Source organism: Streptomyces sp. BL1, from assembly GCF_057628045.1.
The window spans coordinates 4,170,129-4,188,400 of the sequence record NZ_JBXYWZ010000002.1; the positions used below are offsets into that span (position 1 = coordinate 4,170,129).

Below are 18,272 nucleotides of genomic sequence, written 5' to 3' on the forward strand. Positions count from 1 at the left end.
CCTCACGTGCCCCGGCATGACCGTGCCCGGGCGCGCAGGACAGGAGACACCCATGCCTGACTCGACCCGTACATCCAGCTCATCCCGTTCGTCCCGGAAGGGGCTGCTCATCGGCGGGCTCGTCGCCGTCGTGGCGCTGCTGGCCGGCTGGCTCTCGCAGTTCGCCGTCGACGACGGAGGGGGCAGCGGCGGTTCCGGCGGTTCCGGCGGCAGTGCTGCCACCGTCGAGGGCGGCGGCAGCGACACGGCGGGCGACCCGCAGCTGATGAAGCTCGCACGCCGTGACGCCGACGACCCGTACGCGCGCGGCGACAAGGACGCGCCCGTGGTGATGATCGAGTATGCCGACTTCGGCTGTTCCTTCTGCGGCAAGTTCGCCCGCGACACGGAGCCGAAGCTGGAGAAGAAGTACATCGACAAGGGCGTATTGCGCATCGAGTGGCGCAACTTCCCCGTCTTCGGCGAGGGCTCGAACCGGGCCGCGCTCGCGGGCTGGGCCGCCGGCAAGCAGGACCGGTTCTGGCAGTTCTACAAGGCCGTCTACGCCGACGAGGGCAACGAGAAGAACGGCTTCAGCGACGCCCACCTGCACGACATCGCCGAGAAGGCGGGCATCGAGGACTTGGACCGCTTCGACCGGGACCGGAAGAGCGCCGCGGCGAAGCAGGACCTGACGACGGATCAGAACGAGGCGTACGGGCTGGGCGCCAGTGCCACTCCGGCCTTCCTGATCAACGGTGAGCCGATCGCCGGAGCGCAGCCCGACAAGGTCTTCACGGATGCGATCGACCGCGCGGCAGCGGCGGCGAAGAAGCAGCCGTCGGAGAAGCAGTCGGAGAAGTCCGCGGGGACGGGCGGCGAGTGATGGACGCCGGCTACTTCGCGGCCTTCCTCGGCGGGCTGCTGGCCCTGCTCAGCCCGTGCAGCGCGCTGCTGCTGCCGGCGTTCTTCGCGTACTCGATCAGTTCGGCGGGGAAGCTGGTGGCGCGTACCGGGATCTTCTACCTCGGCCTCGCCACCACCCTCGTCCCGCTCGGCGCCGCCGGCTCCTTCGCCGGGCGGCTCTTCTACGGGCACCGGGACGCGCTCGTCACCGGCGGCGGCTGGCTGGTCATCGTGCTCGGCGTGGTGCAGATCCTCGGGCTGGGCTTCGCGCCCCGCCGGCTCCAGGAGCTCTCGGGGCGGATCCGTCCGACCACCGCCGTCTCCGTCTACGCGCTCGGCATGGTCTACGGCCTCGCCGGTTTCTGCGCGGGCCCCATCCTCGGCAGCGTGCTCACCGTCGCGGCGGTCGGCGGCAACCCGGTGTACGGCGGGCTGCTGCTGGCGGTGTACGCGCTGGGCATGGCCGTGCCGCTGTTCGTGCTCGTGCTGCTGTGGGACCGCTTCGACCTCGGCCGGCGCCGCTGGCTGCGGGGCCGCGAGTTCACCCTCGGACGGTTGCGGCTGCACACGACCTCGCTGCTGTCGGGGCTCTTCTTCCTCGTCCTCGGCGTGCTCTTCCTCGCCTTCGACGGGGCGGCCTCGCTGCCCGGACTGACCGATGTGGACGGGGCGTTCGCGGCCGAGCAGTGGGCGGAGCGGATCGGACGCGCGGTGCCGGACGGGCTGCTGGTCGCGCTCGTCGTGGCGGCCGTCGCGGTGGTGCTCCTCGTGCAGTGGCTCCGCGGGCGGCGGACGGTCGCGCCCCGGGAGGAGTGACCCTCACGGAAAATCGGACAAATAGGTCCTAAAGTGTGGCGCATGAGCGATCAGCATCCGCCCGAATCCCCGGACAGCGCGCCCGGCGCCACCCGAGCGCCGGGCGCGCGGCCCGACTCCGGCCCGCAGGCTCCCGACGGAAACGGCGAATCCGTCCGGGACGGTGGCCCGGGCGGAACCGGCGACGCAGGCGGGAACGGCCACACCGGGAACGGCCACGACGGGAACGGCCACACCGGTAACGGCCACGGCGCGCACGGGCGGACCCCCACCAACGCCGACAAGTGGCGGGGGTTCAAGAAGTCGCCGTACCTCCCCGCCCTCGTGCTGGTGCTGATCCTCGGCGCGGCGGCCGGACTGTTCGCCGGGTCCTATACGTACGCGATGGCCGATCCGACGCCCCATCACGTACCGGCGGCCGTCGTCGGCGCGCCCAGCAGCGAGAAGGAGGCCCAGGCCTTCCTCCAGGGCATGGAGAAGGCGCTGGGCTCCTCGCTCGAACTGCGCCACTACCCCACGTACGAGCGTGCCGAGAAGGCCATCGAGGAGCAGCAGGTCTTCACGGTGCTGCAGGTGAAGCCGGGCAGCCGCGTGGAGATGGACATCGCCAGTGCTTCCGGCGCCTCCGTCGCGCAGGTGCTGCAACAGGCCGGTCCACAGGTGGGGAAGAAGGTCGGCGTCCAGGTGTCCGTGAAGGACCTGAAGCCGCTCGACACGGGTGATCCGCGCGGCCTGTCCGTGTTCTACATCTCGCTGGCCGCCGTCATCATCGGGTTCGTCGGGGCGATCCAGCTCAGCGTGCACGCGCGGGCCCTGGCGCCGCTGGAGCGGATCGGATTCACGGTGGCGTACGCGCTGTTCGGCGGGTTCGTGATCGCGGCCGTCGTGGACTGGCTGCTCGGCGCGCTCCAACTGCCCTTCGTGCACTCGTGGCTGATCCTCTCGCTGACGATGTTCACCTCGGGCATGGTCTTCACGATGTTCAACACCCTCTTCGGGCGCTGGGCGATGATCCCCACCTGGGGACTGATGGTGCTGCTCGGCAACCCGTCCTCCGGCGGCGCGGTGTCCTGGCCGCTGCTGCCGTCCGTACTGGGCACGATCGGGCGCTGGCTGCCGCCCGGGGCCTCGGTGAACGCCCAGCACACCGCCGTGTACTTCCCGGGCTTTCAGCACCTCCAGCCGTATCTGGTGCTGGGCGCCTGGGCGGTCGTGTCGTGCGCCGTGTTCTGGATCTGGCGGCACCGGCACCCCGGAGGCCGTTCGTCCGCCGCGCACGCGGCCGCTTCGCCCGCCACCTGACCGTTCGCCGGCACCTTCCGACCGTTCGCTGCCGTCACCCGACCCGTTCGCGACCGTCACCCGGCCGACCGCGGGGCGTGAGTCCCCCGGGCCGCCGTACCTGGCACTGTTGCAGAGGTGTTTCGCCTGGCAGGGGCATGGAGATGGGCCCCTGGTGAAGCATTGAGGACGGAGTTCCGGAACGAGAGGGGGCGCGTTGCGCGGCATGAGCGGGAAGCCCGGGGCCGAGGACAGCGGGGACAACAGAACCGGTACGGAGCCGGCCGCGCCGCCCCCGTCCACCGTGCGGCCGGGCGCGCGCACCCGGCGCGGGGTGCTGGCGGCCGCGGCGGCGGCCGGACTCGGCGGCCTGCTGAGCGCCTGCGGCACGGAGGCGGGCAGTACGGACGCCGCCGCGAAGCAGACCCCCGGATCCTCCCCGGGTACGTCCGGTTCCCCGTCCCCCTCGCCGAGCCGGACCAGGAAGCGGCCCCAACTGCCGCGCGGGGGCAGGACGTTGTTCCCGCACTACCGGCTGGTGGGCTTCTGCGGGCTGCCCGGCGCCGAGGCGCTGGGCCGGCTCGGCACCGGCGACCTGGCGGACCGGGCCGACGAGATCGAGAAGAAGGCCCGTACGTACGCGGCGGGACGCGAACCGCTGCCCGTTCTCGAACTCCTCGCCACGGTCACCAACTCGGCGCCGGGACCGGACCGTACGTACCGCACCCGCGTCCCCGACAGCACCATCCGCCGCTTCCACAAGGTCGCCCGCGAGCACCGCGCCCTGCTGCTGCTCAACATCCAGCCGGGCCGCTCCAAGGCGCTGGACGAGGTGAAGGCGCTGCGCCACTGGCTCGTCCACCCCGATGTGGGCGTGGCGCTCGACCCGGAGTGGGACATGGGCCCGGGAGAGGTGCCGGGCGACACGTACGGCCGTACCAGCGGGGCCGAACTGACGAAGGTGGCGCGCTATCTGTCGGACCTCGTCGACGAACACGACCTGCCGGAAAAGGCGTTCGTCTTCCACCAGGTCGCCGTCTCCGTCGTGCCCGGCCAGGACGAGCTGCGCCCGGCCCCCGGCGTCGCCGTCATCAAGAGCGCCGACGGCATCGGCACCCCGGGGATGAAACGGGACACCTGGCACAAGCTGGTGAAGGACATGCCGGACGGGGTGCACACCGGCTTCAAGCTCTTCTACGAGGAGGACGCGGAGGCCGGCCGGATGATGAAGCCGGACGAGGTCCTGGCCCTGCGCCCCGAACCGGAGTACGTGATGTACGAGTAGCCGTCGTACGGCCGGTGCCGGCGCAAGCAGCACGGCACCGGCCCCGCGCGGACCGGAGCACGAAGAACGGACACACGAAAACGGCCCCGGGAGGAGAACCTCCCGGGGCCGTATGGCGGTGGCTGGGGCCGGGGTCGAACCGGCGACCTTCCGCTTTTCAGGCGGACGCTCGTACCAACTGAGCTACCCAGCCACGCGATCCGGAGATCGCAGCGGTCCTGACGGGATTTGAACCCGCGGCCTCCACCTTGACAGGGTGGCGAGCACTCCAAGCTGCTCCACAGGACCAAGCGTTGTGCGAGACAAGTCTCGCACAGGTGGTGCGTGCCCCCAACGGGATTCGAACCCGTGCTACCGCCTTGAAAGGGCGGCGTCCTGGGCCACTAGACGATGAGGGCTGATGGCCCACCTGGGCGCTTCCGTTTTCGCGTCAGCGCGTCGGGGACGTGAGAAGCATATGGGATACCGGGACCGTTCGCCAAAACGCTTTCCCCGAGCAGTCTCCGGACCCCCTCCTCAGGGACCCCCGGAGGCCCGTCACGGGGACGGACTCGGGGTCCCCGCAGGGGAGTTGGGGGAGGTCCCGCCAGGGGGTGAGGGAGTCGCCCCGTCGGAAGGGGAGGCGCCGGAGGGGGAGCCGGACGGCGTACCCGAGGGGGAGCGGCCGGAGGATCCGGGCTTGGCCTCGTCCGGGAGGTGCCGTGCGACCTCCGCCGAGGACAGTCCGAGCCCGCCCAGGGTGATCTCGTCCCAGGCCTGGAGTTTTCCGGTGTCTTGGTTCAGGTAGAGCACGGACGCCGCGACCTTCTGCGGTTCGTCCTTCTCGACCGCGCGCAGTCCGCCGCCGCCCGTGGTGCCCTCGACCATCAGCCGGGTGCCCTTCGGCAGCACCTCGTTGCTGCGCTCGTGGGTGTGTCCGGCCAGCGTCAGCGGGGCCAGCCCGTCGGCCTGTTTCGCCAGCACCGGGTTGTGGCCGACGGCGATGTCGACCGGTGTGCCGTTCGCCTTCTGGGCGCGCAGCGCCACTCCCAGCTTCCGGCCGTCCCGCCGTTCGGAGTCGTCGCCCTGCGGCACGACGGAGCGGTCCGGGGTGAACTGCGGGTCGCCCCAGCCGGCGAAGCGCAGTCCGGCGACGTTCAGCGGTACGCCGCTGTCCAGTACGTGCACCCTGCTGCCCTTCTTGTCGGCGAGTTTCTGGACCGCTTTCTGGGTGGTGAGCGAGTCGTGGTTGCCGCGGACCCAGACGTAGGGGGCACCGAGGTTGGTGACCGGGTTCAGGAAGCCGTTCTCCGCCGCCGTTCCGTGGTCCATCGTGTCGCCCGTGTCCACGATCACGTCGATGCCGTACTGGTCGACGAGGGAGCGGATGATCCGCCAGGAGCCCGGGTTCAGATGGATGTCGGAGACGTGCAGCACCCGTGTGGTGTTCGGACTCGGCTGGTACGTCGGCAGGGTGGAGGTCGCCTCGTACAGCTTGGACACGTTGCCGACCAGCCGGGCCAGCTCCCGCTGGTACACGTCGAAGTCGGTGACGATGCTGCGGGCGTTGCCGACCACCGAGGGCGCGCTCGCCAGCAGCCCGGAGAACTTCGGCTCCAGGACGGAGTCCGGATTCCAGGTGGCGTACGCGGTGCCGCCCGACGCGGCGAGCAGGGTCAGGGCGAGGCCGCCCGAGGTGAGCGCGCGGCGCGGGCTGCGGTACACGGCGAGGCTCAGCGCGGCGGCTCCGGACACGACCGCGACGGCCGACCGCAGGGCGAGGCTCGCCGTGCCGGCCCGGACGTCGGCGGTGATGTTGTCCTCCAGGCCGCGGAGGCGTTCCGGGTGGTCGACGAGGGCTGCGGCGCGCTGCTGGTCGAGCTGGTCGACGTCGACGTCGAGGCGCAGCGGGCCGGTGTGGCTGCGGAGTTCGAGCGCGCCGAGCGGCGAGACGTTCACCTTCGTACCGCCGGTGAAGGACGGACGGAGCGTCATCTGCGTGTCCATCGGGCCGACCGGCGTACGGATGCTGCCGACGATCAGCAGGCCCAGCCAGGCGCCGAGCAGGGTGACGGCGACCAGCCCGGCGGCGCGCCAGTACGGGTGCGGGGTCTGCGTGAGGGAGGCGGTCGGCGTCGTGTGGTGCGAGCGGTACCGCCGCAGTACCGCGGCGGGTAACCGGCGGGCCCAGCGGAGGACGCCGGCCAGGGCGGCGGCTGAGACGGACCGGAGAAGCCCTGGGGCACGGAGCGGACGGGGCGATATGTGCGGGTTACCGGCTTCGCGGGCCATGGGGCCCCGTATGCCCTACCCCGCCCGGGACTATGCGGCGCGCGCGGAGGGGAGCACGAGCCGTCGCGGTGACCGACAATGGGCGCGTGCTGGAGATGACACGCGAGGAGTTCGAAGAGCTGGTCGCCCAGGCGCTCGACCGCATTCCGCCCGAACTGACCAGACTCATGGACAACGTCGCGGTGTTCGTCGAGGACGAGCCCCCCGCCGAGGATCCGGAGCTGCTCGGTCTGTACGAGGGGACGCCGCTGACCGAGCGCGGCGAGTGGTACGCGGGGGTGCTGCCCGACCGGATCACCGTCTACCGGGGGCCGACGCTGCGGATGGTCTCGGCGGAGGACGGCGACCGCGAACTGGTGGTGCGGGAGGCCGAGGTGACGGTCGTGCACGAGATCGCGCACCACTTCGGCATCGACGACGAGCGGCTGCACGCCCTCGGTTACGGATGAGCGGCACGCGTTACCTGTTGGGGTGAACGGGAGTTGGGCACGGCGTCCGCGCGTGCGCTCGCGTCCACGGCGGTGTCTGTGCCTGCCGAGCGTTCCGGTCCCCTGTGCCAGGAGGTTCCGCCGTGCCCGTGAATCCGTCCCGAGCCCTGCCGGTCGTGCGAGCGGCCGCCCGTACGACAGCCGGCGCGCTGATACTCGCCGCGGTGAGCGGCTGTGTGACCGTGCACGGGGAGGGCGGGGCCGGTCAGGTGCCGGGCGCCCCGGGCCCCGGTGCCGCCGCGCGGGACGGCGGCGCGGGGTACGGCTACGGCTCCGGCGCCGGCGTGACAGAGCAGGGGGAGCGCGGCATCGGCGAGCGCGGCGGTGAGCGGCGCGGGCGCCCCGGCGCGGGCTCCCGGGCCGGAGGCGGAAACGCGGACGCGCCGTCCTCGTCGGAGGGCCGGCAGCGGCAGCGGGCGGGGGCGCCGGATCAGGGCGCGCCGCCCGGCGGCGGCGCCGTGCCCGATGTGCCGTCCGCCACACGGAGTTCGGCTCCTTCGACGGCCGCCCCGCAGCGTCCGGCACCGTCGCAGTCGCCCACCGGCAGGCCCACCCCGCCGCCGCCCGAACCGTCCGAGACCGGCTCTCCCTCGCAGTCGCCGCAGCCCGGGGGCGGGGGAGGGACCCCGCCGCCGCAGGAGCGGTAACGGATCTCCCGGAGCGGGAATGAACGAGGGGTGAGGCGTGTTGGCGCCTGTGATGTGGTGGTGAAGTGGCGCCATGGCCTCTGAGTTCATTTGCGCAGGGGCGTCAACGCCGCGTATGCTGCTAGATCGTTTGATCCCATTTGCCCGGCGCCCGATTTGATCGCGCCGTGTGGCGCGTTCCTGCTTAGCCGTGATGGAGACCGCATTGAGGCGGTCGTATGCGCATTCACGGAGTCTGGGGCACGTGCCGATGACTCCGGAAGGTACGCATTTCGCATGTCTGTAGCCACACCCGACGCTGTCCTGCCCGAGGACACCGAAACCGTCACGTTCGCCGACCTCGGCCTTGCCGAGCCGGTCGTGCGCAAGCTCGCGCAGAGCGGCGTGACCACCCCCTTCCCCATTCAGGCCGCGACCATTCCGGACGCGCTGGCCGGCAAGGACATCCTCGGCCGGGGCCGCACCGGTTCCGGCAAGACCCTCTCGTTCGGCCTGCCGCTGATGACGCGGCTGAACGGCGGCCGTACGCAGAAGAAGCGCCCGCGCGGTGTGATCCTCACCCCCACCCGCGAGTTGGCGATGCAGGTCTCCGACGCCCTGCAGCCGTACGGTGACGTGCTCGGCCTCAAGCTGAAGGTCGTCTGCGGCGGCACCTCGATGGGCAACCAGATCTCCGCCCTGGAGCGCGGCGTCGACATCCTCGTCGCCACCCCGGGCCGGCTCCGCGACCTGATCAACCGCAACTCCTGCTCCCTCGACGACGTCGAGGTCGCCATCCTCGACGAGGCCGACCAGATGGCCGACCTGGGCTTCCTGCCCGAGGTCACCGAGCTGCTGGACCTGGTCCCCGAGGGCGGCCAGCGGATGCTCTTCTCCGCGACGATGGAGAAGGAGATCGACTCGCTGGTGAAGCGTTACCTCACGGACCCGGAGGTCCACGAGGTCGACGCGGCGCAGGGCGCGGTCACCACCATGACCCACCACGTGCTCGTGGTGAAGCCGCGCGACAAGACGCCGGTCACCGCGGCGATCGCGGCGCGCAAGGGCGGCCGCACCATCATCTTCGTGCGCACCCAGCTCGGCTGTGACCGGGTCGCGGAGCAGCTGCGCGAGACCGGCGTGAGCGCCGACGCGCTGCACGGCGGCATGACCCAGGGCGCCCGTACCCGTACGCTCGCCGACTTCAAGGACGGCAAGGTCAACACGCTGGTCGCCACGGACGTCGCGGCGCGCGGCATCCACGTCGACGGCATCGACCTGGTGCTGAACGTCGACCCGGCCGGCGACCACAAGGACTACCTGCACCGCTCGGGCCGTACGGCGCGGGCCGGCCAGTCCGGCACCGTCGTGTCCCTGGCGCTGCCGCACCAGCGCCGCCAGATCTTCCGGCTGATGGAGGACGCGGGCGTCGACGCCTCGCGGCACCTCATCGGCCGCGGCGACGTCTTCGACGAGGATGTGGCGCGTATCACCGGCGCCCGGTCGCTGACCGAGGTGCAGGCCCAGTCGGCCGGCGACTCCGCGAAGCAGGCCGAGCGCGAGGCCAAGCAGCTCGCCCGGCAGCTGGAGCGCGCGCAGCGGCGTTCCGCCGAACTCCGCGAGGAGGCCGAGCGGTTGACGGCGCGTGCGGCGCGCGAGCGCGGCGACGACCCGGACGAGGCCGTGGCGGAGGCGCAGGCCGTGCTGACCGCCGAGGTCGAGGCGGAGGCCGAGGCCGAGGCACGCCGTGAGGCCCGCCGCGAGGAGAAGGAGCGCGAGCGGGAGCGCCGCGACGCCAAGCGCGACGAGCAGGGCGACAAGCGCGGTGGCGGCGGCGGTGGCTTCCGCCGTGACGACCGTCAGGGTGGCGGCCGGCGCGACGACCGCCGTGACGACAACCGTGGCGGTGGCGGCGGCGGTGGCTTCCGCCGTGACGACCGTCAGGGTGGTGGCCGGCGCGACGACCGCCGTGACGACAACCGTGGCGGTGGCGGCGGTGGCTTCCGCCGTGACGACCGTCAGGGTGGCGGCGGCCGTCCTCCGTACAACCGTGACAGCCGGGACAACCGCGGTGGTGGCGGTGGCGGTTTCCGCCGTGACGACCGCGACAGCCGCCCTTCGTACAACCGCGAACGCCGTGACGACAGCCGCCCGTACGGCCGCCGTGACGATCACCGCGACAGCCGTGGCAGCGGTCCCCGTGAGCACCGCGGCGAGCACCGCGGCGGCGGCTCCTTCGACCGCCGCGCCGACAAGCCGCGCTGGAAGCGCAACGGCTGACGGCTGACGCCCCGTGAGCCCGTCCGGCGGCTCGTCCGCATCTCGAAGGGGAATGCCTTCGAGATGCGGAGAGCAGCCGGGCTATGCTGCGGGGGCGGGCCGTTAGCTCAATTGGCAGAGCAGTGGACTTTTAATCCATTGGTTGTGGGTTCGAGTCCCACACGGCCTACCGCTCGCGGGCCAGAGATAACCCTCTGACCTGCACAGAAGCGCCCGAACCGGTCTTACGGTTCCGGGCGCTTCGTCGTTTCACCCTGCTGTGCGTGAGCGATGCGTGAGCGGACGGCCCCGGCTGAGGCGTACGACCGCGGATGCGCGCGGGAGCGAGGCACACGCCAACTCCTGTGTGGCGAGGTCGAACTGACGCAGCCACCCCGGGACGCCGTCGCCGGCAGTGGCAACGAGAGCATCGCTCAGGAGCCCTCCGCGAGGGGCAGTGACCCCCAACTGGCCGCCCAGGTACGCCAAACCGTCCTCCATGCCGCGCACCACAGTCCGGGCCCGGCCGCCCCCGCAAGAGCACAGGGACACCCGGAGCGCGGCGCCGGTGCAGAGTTCCGCCATGTGCAGGGATGAGACTCACGGATATCCATCCTGGAGAAAACCTGTGATCGCGGTAGTAGACATGAGGCGGTGTCGAAGGTAGCGTCCTTCTCGTACTCGCAGAGATCAGAAGGGCGGGGCAGCGGACGCATCTGCCCCGCATGCAGGTCAAGCACGTTGTGGACCGGCGGTCGAGTGGTGCGGCCGGATGGTGAGGGCTTCACCACTGGCTGCCGGGCCAGGCGCCCCCAGGGGGCGCGGGAAGTTCTGCAAGGTCGAGCAGTACAGAGAGATCAGTAGAGAAGGAGGAGGAGAGAAGCGCCATCAGGATCGCCCGGGCAGGAAGGGTCGGCCCGGGCACCGCAGACCCCGGATTGGAAGGTGGTCCTCGGTCACGCAGTTGCGATCCCCGCACCCGTCCATCCCCCTGACGGTGGTGCGGACAAGGAACCCGGTGCGTATAGCCGGTAGATGGTGTTGATCCCCTCGGGGCCCTGGTGCCGTACGGCGCCAGGGCCCCTCGACGCGCGTTACCCGAGAGGTGCCAGTGGCCGCAGAAAACCGCACGACCCCGTCGAGCAACCTCGACGACGACGATTACCCCGCCTACACGATGGGGCGGGCCGCCGAGATGCTCGGCACCACCCCCGCTTTCCTGCGGGCCATCGGTGACGCGAAGCTGATCGTGCCGCTGCGCTCGGAGGGCGGCCACCGCCGCTACTCGCGCTACCAGCTGCGGCTCGCCACCCGGGCCCGTGAACTGGTCGACCAGGGCACCTCCGTGGAGGCGGCCTGCCGCATCATCATCCTGGAAGACCAGCTCGAAGAGGCCCAGCGCATCAACGAACAGCTGCGCAATCCGGAAGCGTCCTCGGACTCGAAGGCCGACGCCTGACGATCCCCGGCGCACCCTCTGCGAAGAACCGGTGGCCGGACTGACTGCCGAGGGCGGCATCGATATCAGGGTCCCTGTTGTTGGGGATCATGATGATTCGTGCTGTACATGAGGGCGGTGTGGTGTGTACCGCCTGACCAGAGGCGTGAAGGTGGTTCTCTGGCGCCCTTTTTCCCGCAGGCAGATGCCTGTACGGTCTCTACTGAAGGCAACAGCGTTATCGCTGAGAGTGACGCCTTCTTCAGCTTTGGCTCCCCAGACCCCGGTGCCGTGAATGAGATCCGGCAAGGACTGGTTGGGCCGTAAAACCATCTGCGGCCCAACCTCGCGCCCTTCTGGCGGCGTTCCAGGGGCGGGGTTGCGAAGCACCCCCGTCGTCTCCGGAAGGGCCGGCGCGAGGGTTTGGGGGGAGCCGGCCCCCGCGCCCGCAACGGCCGCCTCCGGGTCATGGAGGCGGCCGTTGCTGGTACACGGTTTCCGCTTTCCGCGCCGCCCACACCGGCCTCCGGCCGCACAGGTGGTGTAACTGGTGTTGAGGGCTACAGAGTTGGGGCGCGGACAGTCGGCCGTTGAAGACATGAGGGGTGCTGGGGCGCTGAGTGAGTAGGCGAACTGCCGGCCCCAGCCGGCCGGTCGTTCGTATCGTCGATGCCGCTTCGGCCTCTGCCGACTCGTGGCAGATGTGTTCCGAACGATGCCGGTGGGAACTGACACTCCTACGTGGACACCGAGGGGCCCGCCGTTGAAGGAGGTTCTCATGGCTGATGCCGGTGAAGAGCACGCCAGGCAGCTGACTCGGCAGGCGTTGTACGACGCGATCACCAGTCAGGCCAAGAAGATCGCCGAGAGTGACGTGCCAGGCAGCCAGGCTGAAGAGCTGAGGAACTTGGCCGAGGCGTATGCGTTCACTGCGGCCCCGGACCAGAGCCACTGACAACTCTCAGGGAGACGCGCCGGTAGGGGCACCACTCGTGCCGGCCGGCACGGGGCGAACGCGACCGCTGCTCCGGACCGTTGGCCGCACCGGCCCGTCGCGCCGCCTCTCTCGTCGGCCGCGCTGCGCGGCCTGTGCCGGGTTGGGTACGTTCAGGCCGTCCGGCGCAGGGTGCGTGGCTTCCTTCGGGGTGGTGCAGGGGCACGTGTAGGCCGATGAGGGGTCCTGGACTGTCAGTTGCTTCCACTGCGCTCCACCGGTTTGGGGGAACATGACCGTGCTCTCAGCGGGCAGCGGCCATTGATGCGGACACTGACAGGCATCGAACGGGCAATGGAGCGCTGGACCTCCACGCTGTGGTCGGCGGTGCGCAGCCCGCGGCCCAAGCCGACGGATGTGGTGGCGATACTGCGCCGGGAGTGCGACGACAACACGCTGACCATGGAGCAGGGCCGCACGCTGGTGCCCCATCACTTCACCATCGAGTTGCCCAAGGACAGCTGCCACCAACTGGCGGCACACCATGGCCGGTTGGGGGTGGAGCCGGCCGCGCAGGTGCGCCAGTACGCCACCGAGCAGCGCTACCGCTTCACCGGCCCGGTCACCGCCGACCACCACGCGGGGCAGCGGCGCTACCGGGTGCACAGCCATCTGGCCCGGCACCAAGCCCCCGCCTCGCCGTCGGATCTGACCAAGGAACTGCCGGTCGTGGAAGCACAGCCGGCGCCGCCGGTGCAGGGCTCGGCGGCCGGGCTGCGGCCCGCGGACAAGCCGGATGTGGTCCCGCTCAGCTGCCTCAATACGCCGATGGTGCGGGCGGGCAGGCTGCCCGTGCCCGGGCGAGGGTTGTGGCGTACGGGACGGTCGCGCCGGTGAAGACCAACAGCCCCGGCAGGGCGGGCTGCTGACACACCGACATCAGATGCCCGCCCGGTGCGCGGGCGCAGGGGATGTCGGCAGAGATCGTGGCGGCATCGCTCCTCCGGGCGCCCGGCCCATTACTCAGTCCGGGGAAGGGGGTGCTGTGTGGGTGGCTGGGCGGGTGTGCCCTGGACGCGCTGGGGTAGCAGGCAGCGGGCCGGGTATCACCGTGATGCCGGCGCCACGTCGCCGGCAGAGATGAAGGAGGCCGCCATGACCATCACGCCCGCCAGACGGCCCGAAACCCGCCCGACCCCGCCCGCGGAGGGCTGCCTGGAGAGCGGGGCGCAGGCCGCCGGCATCGCCTCCGGCTTCCTGCTCACCCTCACCCCCGCCCCGTCCCGCGCCTGTTGGGAGGCGGTCCAGCAGACCGCCCGCGTACTGGTGGACCACGCCCTGGCTTTCTGCCCACGGCCCCCTGACCTGCATCTGCGTGCCACGGACGAGGCGGTGCACCTGCGCGTCACCGCCCCCGGGCACCTATCGCTGCCCGCCGCGGAGATACTGCCGCCCGGCCTGGCCGGACCGGTCACCCTCGCCTGGCCACGCCCGGGCAGCAGCAGCCTGCACGCTTGCGTACCTACCTGAGGCATCAGCAGGACGACAGCTGCGCGTGGGCACGCGGCCCTTGCCCACCGGCTGCACACGACCCGCCACCCGCACGGCGGCAAAACAGTGTGGTGCCGTACTCGCCCTGCCCTGACCCGCGTTGGGAAGGCACGGGGGCACGTAACCTTCCGCCCGGGCCCGCGTTGTTCTCCTCGTCACGCGTTCCCGGCCCGCGTGAGTCCACAGTGGGGCCGCCCCTTCGGGCGGTTGGCCCCGGAGGGCAGGAGAAGCCGCGGGCCGGAAACGTGCGACGCCTCCACGGCGGCGGGACTTGGGGCCCGCCGCCGTCCTCTCGTTGACGGCGCACCCGACTCGCGATGGCTGCCCGCGGCGACCGACGTCGGTACGACGCCGCGCCGGGCCGGCTGTCACCAGCCGGTCCCACTCTTCCCTGTCGCTTCGGCCGGCCATACGCCGCGTCTGTTCGCCGGCACCGAACCCTTGTCGAACGATGCCTCAGGCCAATTGACGGAGCGTCGACTTGAGGGCAGAGAAACACACTGCACCGCGGCGCCGGCGTTATTGGCGAAAGCGCTGCTCATGCGGCTTCCTGTCGCCCGTCAATGCCAACTGAATTGCGATATCCCGGACAGGTGTCCGCGCACTGGTGTTCCCGGCCGGCAACGGATATTCCGCGACGCCCACTTCGGACATTTCCTCCCAGGTGTACGGACTGTTGAACCCGGCAGGACCGGAAAATTTCCGGAACACCGCAATGGAGGAACATGGTCTATCTGGAATCGGGGAGCCGAGCGCAATGAGACTCATCCGGAACTTCGAACGTGCCATGGAACGCTGGACGCACTCCGCCTGGTCGGTCGTGCGCCCGTCGCGTCCCAAGTCGATGGAAGTGGTGGCGGTGCTGCGCCGGGAGTGCGACGACAACGCGCTGATCATGAAGCGGGGCCGCACCCTGGTGCCCAATCACTTCACCATCGAGCTGCCGCCCACCGCGCATGGTCAACTCTCCGGCCACAGCGGGGATGTGTCGGCGCAGCTGGCCGCGCAGGTCCGCCGGCATGCGGCCGAGCGGCGGTACCACTTCACCGGCCCGGTCACGGTGCAGCTCACACCGCACGCGGGAACGGCATCCGACCGCTACCGCGTCCGCAGCCACATTGTCCCCTGTCAGGCACCGGCCCCGTTCGACGATTCCACCAAAGCCCTCCCCGCGGTGAAGCCGAAGGAATGACGGGGATTAGGGAAGCGGCGCCCGGGTAAGTGACCGTGCACTCCGCACCGGCAACAGCGGGGAATACGGGGCCCGTTGGGATACAGTCCCGCGACATGTCAGGGAAGGCGGCGAGTCGCCGGGCCGGCGTCTCCCGTAATCGACCGGAATTTCAGATTCCATCTCGGCCAGAGGGTGATACACATGAGCTCCACCGACACTCTCCAGCGCAGCCACCACAGCAATGGAGCCGGGCCCGAAACCCGCACCAGCATGCTGCGCAGCAGCGCGCAGGCCCGCGACATCACCCGCGAATACCTCTGCGCGCTCTCCTCCGCGCCGTCCCCGGAGACCGCGGACAACGTCCTGCTGGTGGTCTCCGAACTGGTCACCAACGCCTTCCAGCACGCCTCCGGCGTCACCGAGTTCGGCCTCGCCACCCACCGGAACATCCTGCACATCACGGTGGCCGACCCCAGCCCGCAGCTGCCCAGCCAGCGCACCCCCGACCTCGCGGGCAGCGACCTGGGAGAGACCGGCGGCTTCGGATGGCCGCTGGTGCAGTACTTCGCCCACCAGATCGACATCCGGCTCGGACCCGACCACACCAAGACCATCCGGGTCGGCCTCCCGCTGTAGAGCGGACACACCAGCCGCAGCCTCCTCCGGTGACTGATCAGCAGTGCAGCCAGCCAACGCACTGGCTGCACTGCTGACCACACCGGTGCTGGTGCGCAGTGGTGCACGAGGGTCTTCCCGGCCGGGGCCCTGACGTGTTTCCGGGCCGTCGCGTCACCGCTTCGCTTCGGTGACGCCGCCCAGCCGGCGGGTCAACTCCCGCGCTGTCTGCGCGACATGACCCGCGATCCGGTGACGCTCGGCCTCGTCGGCCGGCTCGCCGGGGAAGGTGACCGAGACGCCGGCGATCGGGTGTGCGTGGTGGTCCAGCACGGGCGCGGCGACGGAGGACAGGCCGGGGGTGACCTCGCCCTCCTCCGTCGCGTACCCGCGGCGCCGTACCTCGGCCAGCAGGCCGCGCAGCGCCGTCAGCGACGCCGGGCCGACGTCGTGCCGCAGCACGAAGGACGACCGGTCCGGGAACAGCGCCCGCACCTGCGCGGGCGGCAGGAGCGCCAGCACCGCCCGTCCGCTGGCGGTCAGCTGGGACGGCAGCCGTACGCCCACCTCGCTGATCAGCGGGGCCCGGCCCGGGGCGCGCTCCTCGATCACGTAGATGACCTCGCGGCCGTGCAGTACGGCGAGGTTCGCGTTGTGTCCCGTGCGGTCGACGAGCGTGGCCAGCGGCACCCGCGCCAGGCGCTGGAGCGGCGCCTGGCGCTCGTATCCGGAGGCGAGTTCGAAGGCGCTGACGCCGAGGCCGTAGCGCCGCTCCTCCGGCAGATGCACGACGAATCCGTCCGCGGCGAGGGTGTCGAGCAGGTGGTACGTGGTCGAGCGCGGCAGCCCCACGTCGCGGCTGATGGCGGCGGCGGGTACGGGTGCGGCCTGCCGGGCCAGATAGCGGAGGACGGCCAGCACCTGCGCGGCGGCCGGGACGATGCTCATGGGGCGAGCGTAGACCGCTGAAGTCGTAAACCAATTGTCTTGGATCCCAGACACTCCCGGCCGGTACCCCCTCGCAAACCGCTGCCCACCTGCGGCTTCATAAAGGCATGACCGTTGTTGTCGGTGTCGGCGCGCTCTCTGCCGACGAAGTTGTGTCCGTTGCCCGTCTCGGTACCCCGGTATCCCTCGCCCCGGAGGCGCTCAAGGAAATCACCCGCAGCCGCGAGGTCGTCCAGGCCCTCGCCGAGGACACCACGCCGCACTACGGCGTCTCCACCGGATTCGGCGCGCTGGCCACCCGCCACATCCCCACCGAGCTGCGCGCCCAGCTCCAGCGGAGCCTGGTCCGCTCGCACGCCGCGGGCTCGGGACCCGAGGTCGAGCGCGAGGTCATCCGCGCGCTGATGCTGCTGCGCCTGTCCACCCTCGCCACGGGCCGTACGGGCGTACGGACGCAGACCGCGGAGGCGTACGCCGCGCTGCTGAACGCCGGCATCACCCCGGTCGTGCACGAGTACGGCTCCCTCGGCTGCTCCGGCGACCTCGCGCCGCTGGCGCACTGCGCGCTCGCCGTCATGGGCGAGGGCGAGGTCCGTACCGCCGGCGGCGAGCGCAAGCCCGCCGCGGAGGCGCTCGCGGCCGCCGGCATCACCCCGGTCGTCCTGGAGGAGAAAGAGGGCCTCGCCCTCATCAACGGCACCGACGGCATGCTCGGCATGCTCGTCCTCGCCGCCGACGACCTGCGGCGGCTGCTGCGCACCGCGGACATCGCCGCCGCGATGAGCGTCGAGGGCCAGCTCGGCACCGACGCCGTCTTCGCCGCCGACCTGCAGGCCCTGCGCCCGCACCCGGGCCAGGCCGACAGCGCCGCCAACCTGCGGGTCCTGCTTGCCGATTCGGGCATCGTCGCCAGCCACAAGGGACCGGAGTGCACCCGCGTCCAGGACGCGTACTCGCTGCGCTGCTCGCCGCAGGTCCACGGCACGGCCCGGGACACCCTCGCGCACGCCGAACTGGTGGCCTCCCGCGAACTGGCCAGCGCCGTCGACAACCCCGTCGTCACCCTCGACGGCCGGGTTGAGAGCAACGGCAACTTCCACGGCGCTCCCGTCGCGGCCGTCCTCGACTTCCTGGCCATCTCGGTCGCCGATGTCGCCTCGAACGCCGAGCGCCGTACGGACCGGTTCCTCGACCCGGCGCGCAACCGCGGCCTCAACGCCTTCCTCGCGGACGACCCCGGCGTCGACTCCGGCCACATGATCGCGCAGTACACCCAGGCCGCGATCGTCTCCGAGCTCAAGCGGCTGGCCGCGCCGGCCTCCGTCGACTCGATCCCGTCCAGCGCCATGCAGGAGGACCACGTCTCGATGGGCTGGTCCGCGGCGCGCAAGCTGCGCCGTGCCGTCGACGGCCTCGGCCGCGTCCTCGCAGTGGAGATCTACACCGCGGCGCGCGCCCTCGACATGCGGGCACCGCTCACGCCGGCGCCGGCCACCGCCGCCGTACGCGACGGGCTGCGCGAGACGGTCGAGGGCCCCGGGACGGACCGCTGGCTCGCCCCGGAGATCGAGGAGACCGTCCAGTACGTGTCGTCGGGCCGCGCCCTCGCCGCCGCGGAGGCCGCCGCGGGACCGCTGGTCTGACTCCGGCCCGACAGGACGGGGGGCGGGCACCCAACGGGACGGGGGCGGGCCGGATTTG

Annotated in this window: 16 protein-coding genes and 4 tRNA genes; 15 read left to right on the plus strand and 5 right to left on the minus strand. The window is 71.2% G+C overall.

Annotated elements, in window-relative coordinates:
* Positions 1-52 precede the first annotated feature (52 nt).
* The 4 genes from AC3AGO_RS18425 (at position 53) to AC3AGO_RS18440 (ending at position 4,267) form a co-directional block, all read left to right on the plus strand.
* Complete coding sequence (locus AC3AGO_RS18425) at positions 53-865, plus strand: DsbA family protein (RefSeq protein ID WP_487821310.1); 813 nt, start codon at positions 53-55, stop codon at positions 863-865.
* Positions 865-1,701 carry a cytochrome c biogenesis CcdA family protein gene (locus AC3AGO_RS18430; protein WP_487821311.1) on the plus strand — a complete coding sequence of 279 codons (837 nt, stop codon included), beginning with the start codon at positions 865-867 and terminating at the stop codon, positions 1,699-1,701. The genes AC3AGO_RS18425 and AC3AGO_RS18430 overlap by 1 nt, the downstream gene beginning before the upstream one ends.
* Before the next feature lie 42 nt (positions 1,702-1,743).
* Positions 1,744-3,003, plus strand: coding sequence for an ABC-2 transporter permease (locus AC3AGO_RS18435; protein ID WP_487821312.1), 1,260 nt, complete (start codon positions 1,744-1,746; stop codon positions 3,001-3,003).
* Positions 3,004-3,208: 205 nt separating this feature from the next.
* Positions 3,209-4,267: a hypothetical protein gene (locus tag AC3AGO_RS18440; protein ID WP_487821313.1), complete on the plus strand. Its 1,059-nt coding sequence runs from the start codon at positions 3,209-3,211 to the stop codon at positions 4,265-4,267.
* A gap of 119 nt (positions 4,268-4,386) precedes the next feature.
* Here AC3AGO_RS18440 and AC3AGO_RS18445 read toward each other — a convergent pair.
* From AC3AGO_RS18445 to AC3AGO_RS18460, 4 genes are all read right to left on the minus strand, one after another.
* Positions 4,387-4,460, minus strand: a tRNA-Phe gene (locus AC3AGO_RS18445).
* 20 nt (positions 4,461-4,480) lie between these two features.
* Positions 4,481-4,555: transfer RNA gene (locus tag AC3AGO_RS18450), tRNA-Asp, on the minus strand.
* 37 nt (positions 4,556-4,592) lie between these two features.
* Positions 4,593-4,665, minus strand: a tRNA-Glu gene (locus tag AC3AGO_RS18455).
* A gap of 139 nt (positions 4,666-4,804) precedes the next feature.
* Positions 4,805-6,538, minus strand: coding sequence for a metallophosphoesterase family protein (locus AC3AGO_RS18460; RefSeq protein WP_487821314.1), 1,734 nt, complete (start codon positions 6,536-6,538; stop codon positions 4,805-4,807).
* 86 nt (positions 6,539-6,624) lie between these two features.
* Here AC3AGO_RS18460 and AC3AGO_RS18465 point away from each other — a divergent pair, with 86 nt between their 5' ends.
* The 10 genes from AC3AGO_RS18465 to AC3AGO_RS18510 all read left to right on the plus strand — a co-directional run bounded on the left by AC3AGO_RS18465 (position 6,625) and on the right by AC3AGO_RS18510 (position 15,644).
* Entirely contained in the window at positions 6,625-6,987 is a 363-nt protein-coding gene (locus AC3AGO_RS18465) for a metallopeptidase family protein (protein WP_487821315.1), read from the plus strand.
* Between the two features lie 128 nt (positions 6,988-7,115).
* Entirely contained in the window at positions 7,116-7,673 is a 558-nt protein-coding gene (locus tag AC3AGO_RS18470) for a hypothetical protein (protein WP_487821316.1), read from the plus strand.
* A 276-nt stretch (positions 7,674-7,949) separates the two neighbouring features.
* Positions 7,950-9,932: a DEAD/DEAH box helicase gene (locus tag AC3AGO_RS18475; RefSeq protein WP_487821317.1), complete on the plus strand. Its 1,983-nt coding sequence runs from the start codon at positions 7,950-7,952 to the stop codon at positions 9,930-9,932.
* A 96-nt stretch (positions 9,933-10,028) separates the two neighbouring features.
* Positions 10,029-10,101, plus strand: a tRNA-Lys gene (locus tag AC3AGO_RS18480).
* A gap of 987 nt (positions 10,102-11,088) precedes the next feature.
* Positions 11,089-11,370, plus strand: a complete 282-nt coding sequence (locus AC3AGO_RS18485) for a MerR family transcriptional regulator (RefSeq protein ID WP_487824702.1) — start codon at positions 11,089-11,091, stop codon at positions 11,368-11,370.
* A gap of 757 nt (positions 11,371-12,127) precedes the next feature.
* Positions 12,128-12,304 carry a hypothetical protein gene (locus AC3AGO_RS18490; protein WP_487821318.1) on the plus strand — a complete coding sequence of 59 codons (177 nt, stop codon included), beginning with the start codon at positions 12,128-12,130 and terminating at the stop codon, positions 12,302-12,304.
* Between the two features lie 303 nt (positions 12,305-12,607).
* Positions 12,608-13,180, plus strand: coding sequence for an FhaA domain-containing protein (locus AC3AGO_RS18495; protein WP_487821319.1), 573 nt, complete (start codon positions 12,608-12,610; stop codon positions 13,178-13,180).
* Positions 13,181-13,438: 258 nt separating this feature from the next.
* The gene (locus AC3AGO_RS18500) at positions 13,439-13,813 is read left to right on the plus strand and encodes a hypothetical protein (protein ID WP_487821320.1); all 375 of its coding nucleotides are present in this window, start codon (positions 13,439-13,441) and stop codon (positions 13,811-13,813) included.
* A gap of 778 nt (positions 13,814-14,591) precedes the next feature.
* Entirely contained in the window at positions 14,592-15,026 is a 435-nt protein-coding gene (locus AC3AGO_RS18505) for a DUF3662 domain-containing protein (protein WP_487821321.1), read from the plus strand.
* Between the two features lie 183 nt (positions 15,027-15,209).
* Positions 15,210-15,644, plus strand: a complete 435-nt coding sequence (locus AC3AGO_RS18510) for an ATP-binding protein (protein ID WP_487821322.1) — start codon at positions 15,210-15,212, stop codon at positions 15,642-15,644.
* Positions 15,645-15,797: 153 nt separating this feature from the next.
* On the opposite strand, the gene AC3AGO_RS18515 is transcribed toward AC3AGO_RS18510, so the two are convergent.
* Positions 15,798-16,571, minus strand: coding sequence for an IclR family transcriptional regulator (locus tag AC3AGO_RS18515; protein WP_487821323.1), 774 nt, complete (start codon positions 16,569-16,571; stop codon positions 15,798-15,800).
* Positions 16,572-16,678: 107 nt separating this feature from the next.
* Between AC3AGO_RS18515 and hutH the strand changes: the two genes are divergently transcribed.
* Complete coding sequence (hutH, locus tag AC3AGO_RS18520; RefSeq protein ID WP_487821324.1) at positions 16,679-18,214, plus strand: histidine ammonia-lyase; 1,536 nt, start codon at positions 16,679-16,681, stop codon at positions 18,212-18,214.
* Positions 18,215-18,272: the final 58 nt, after the last annotated feature.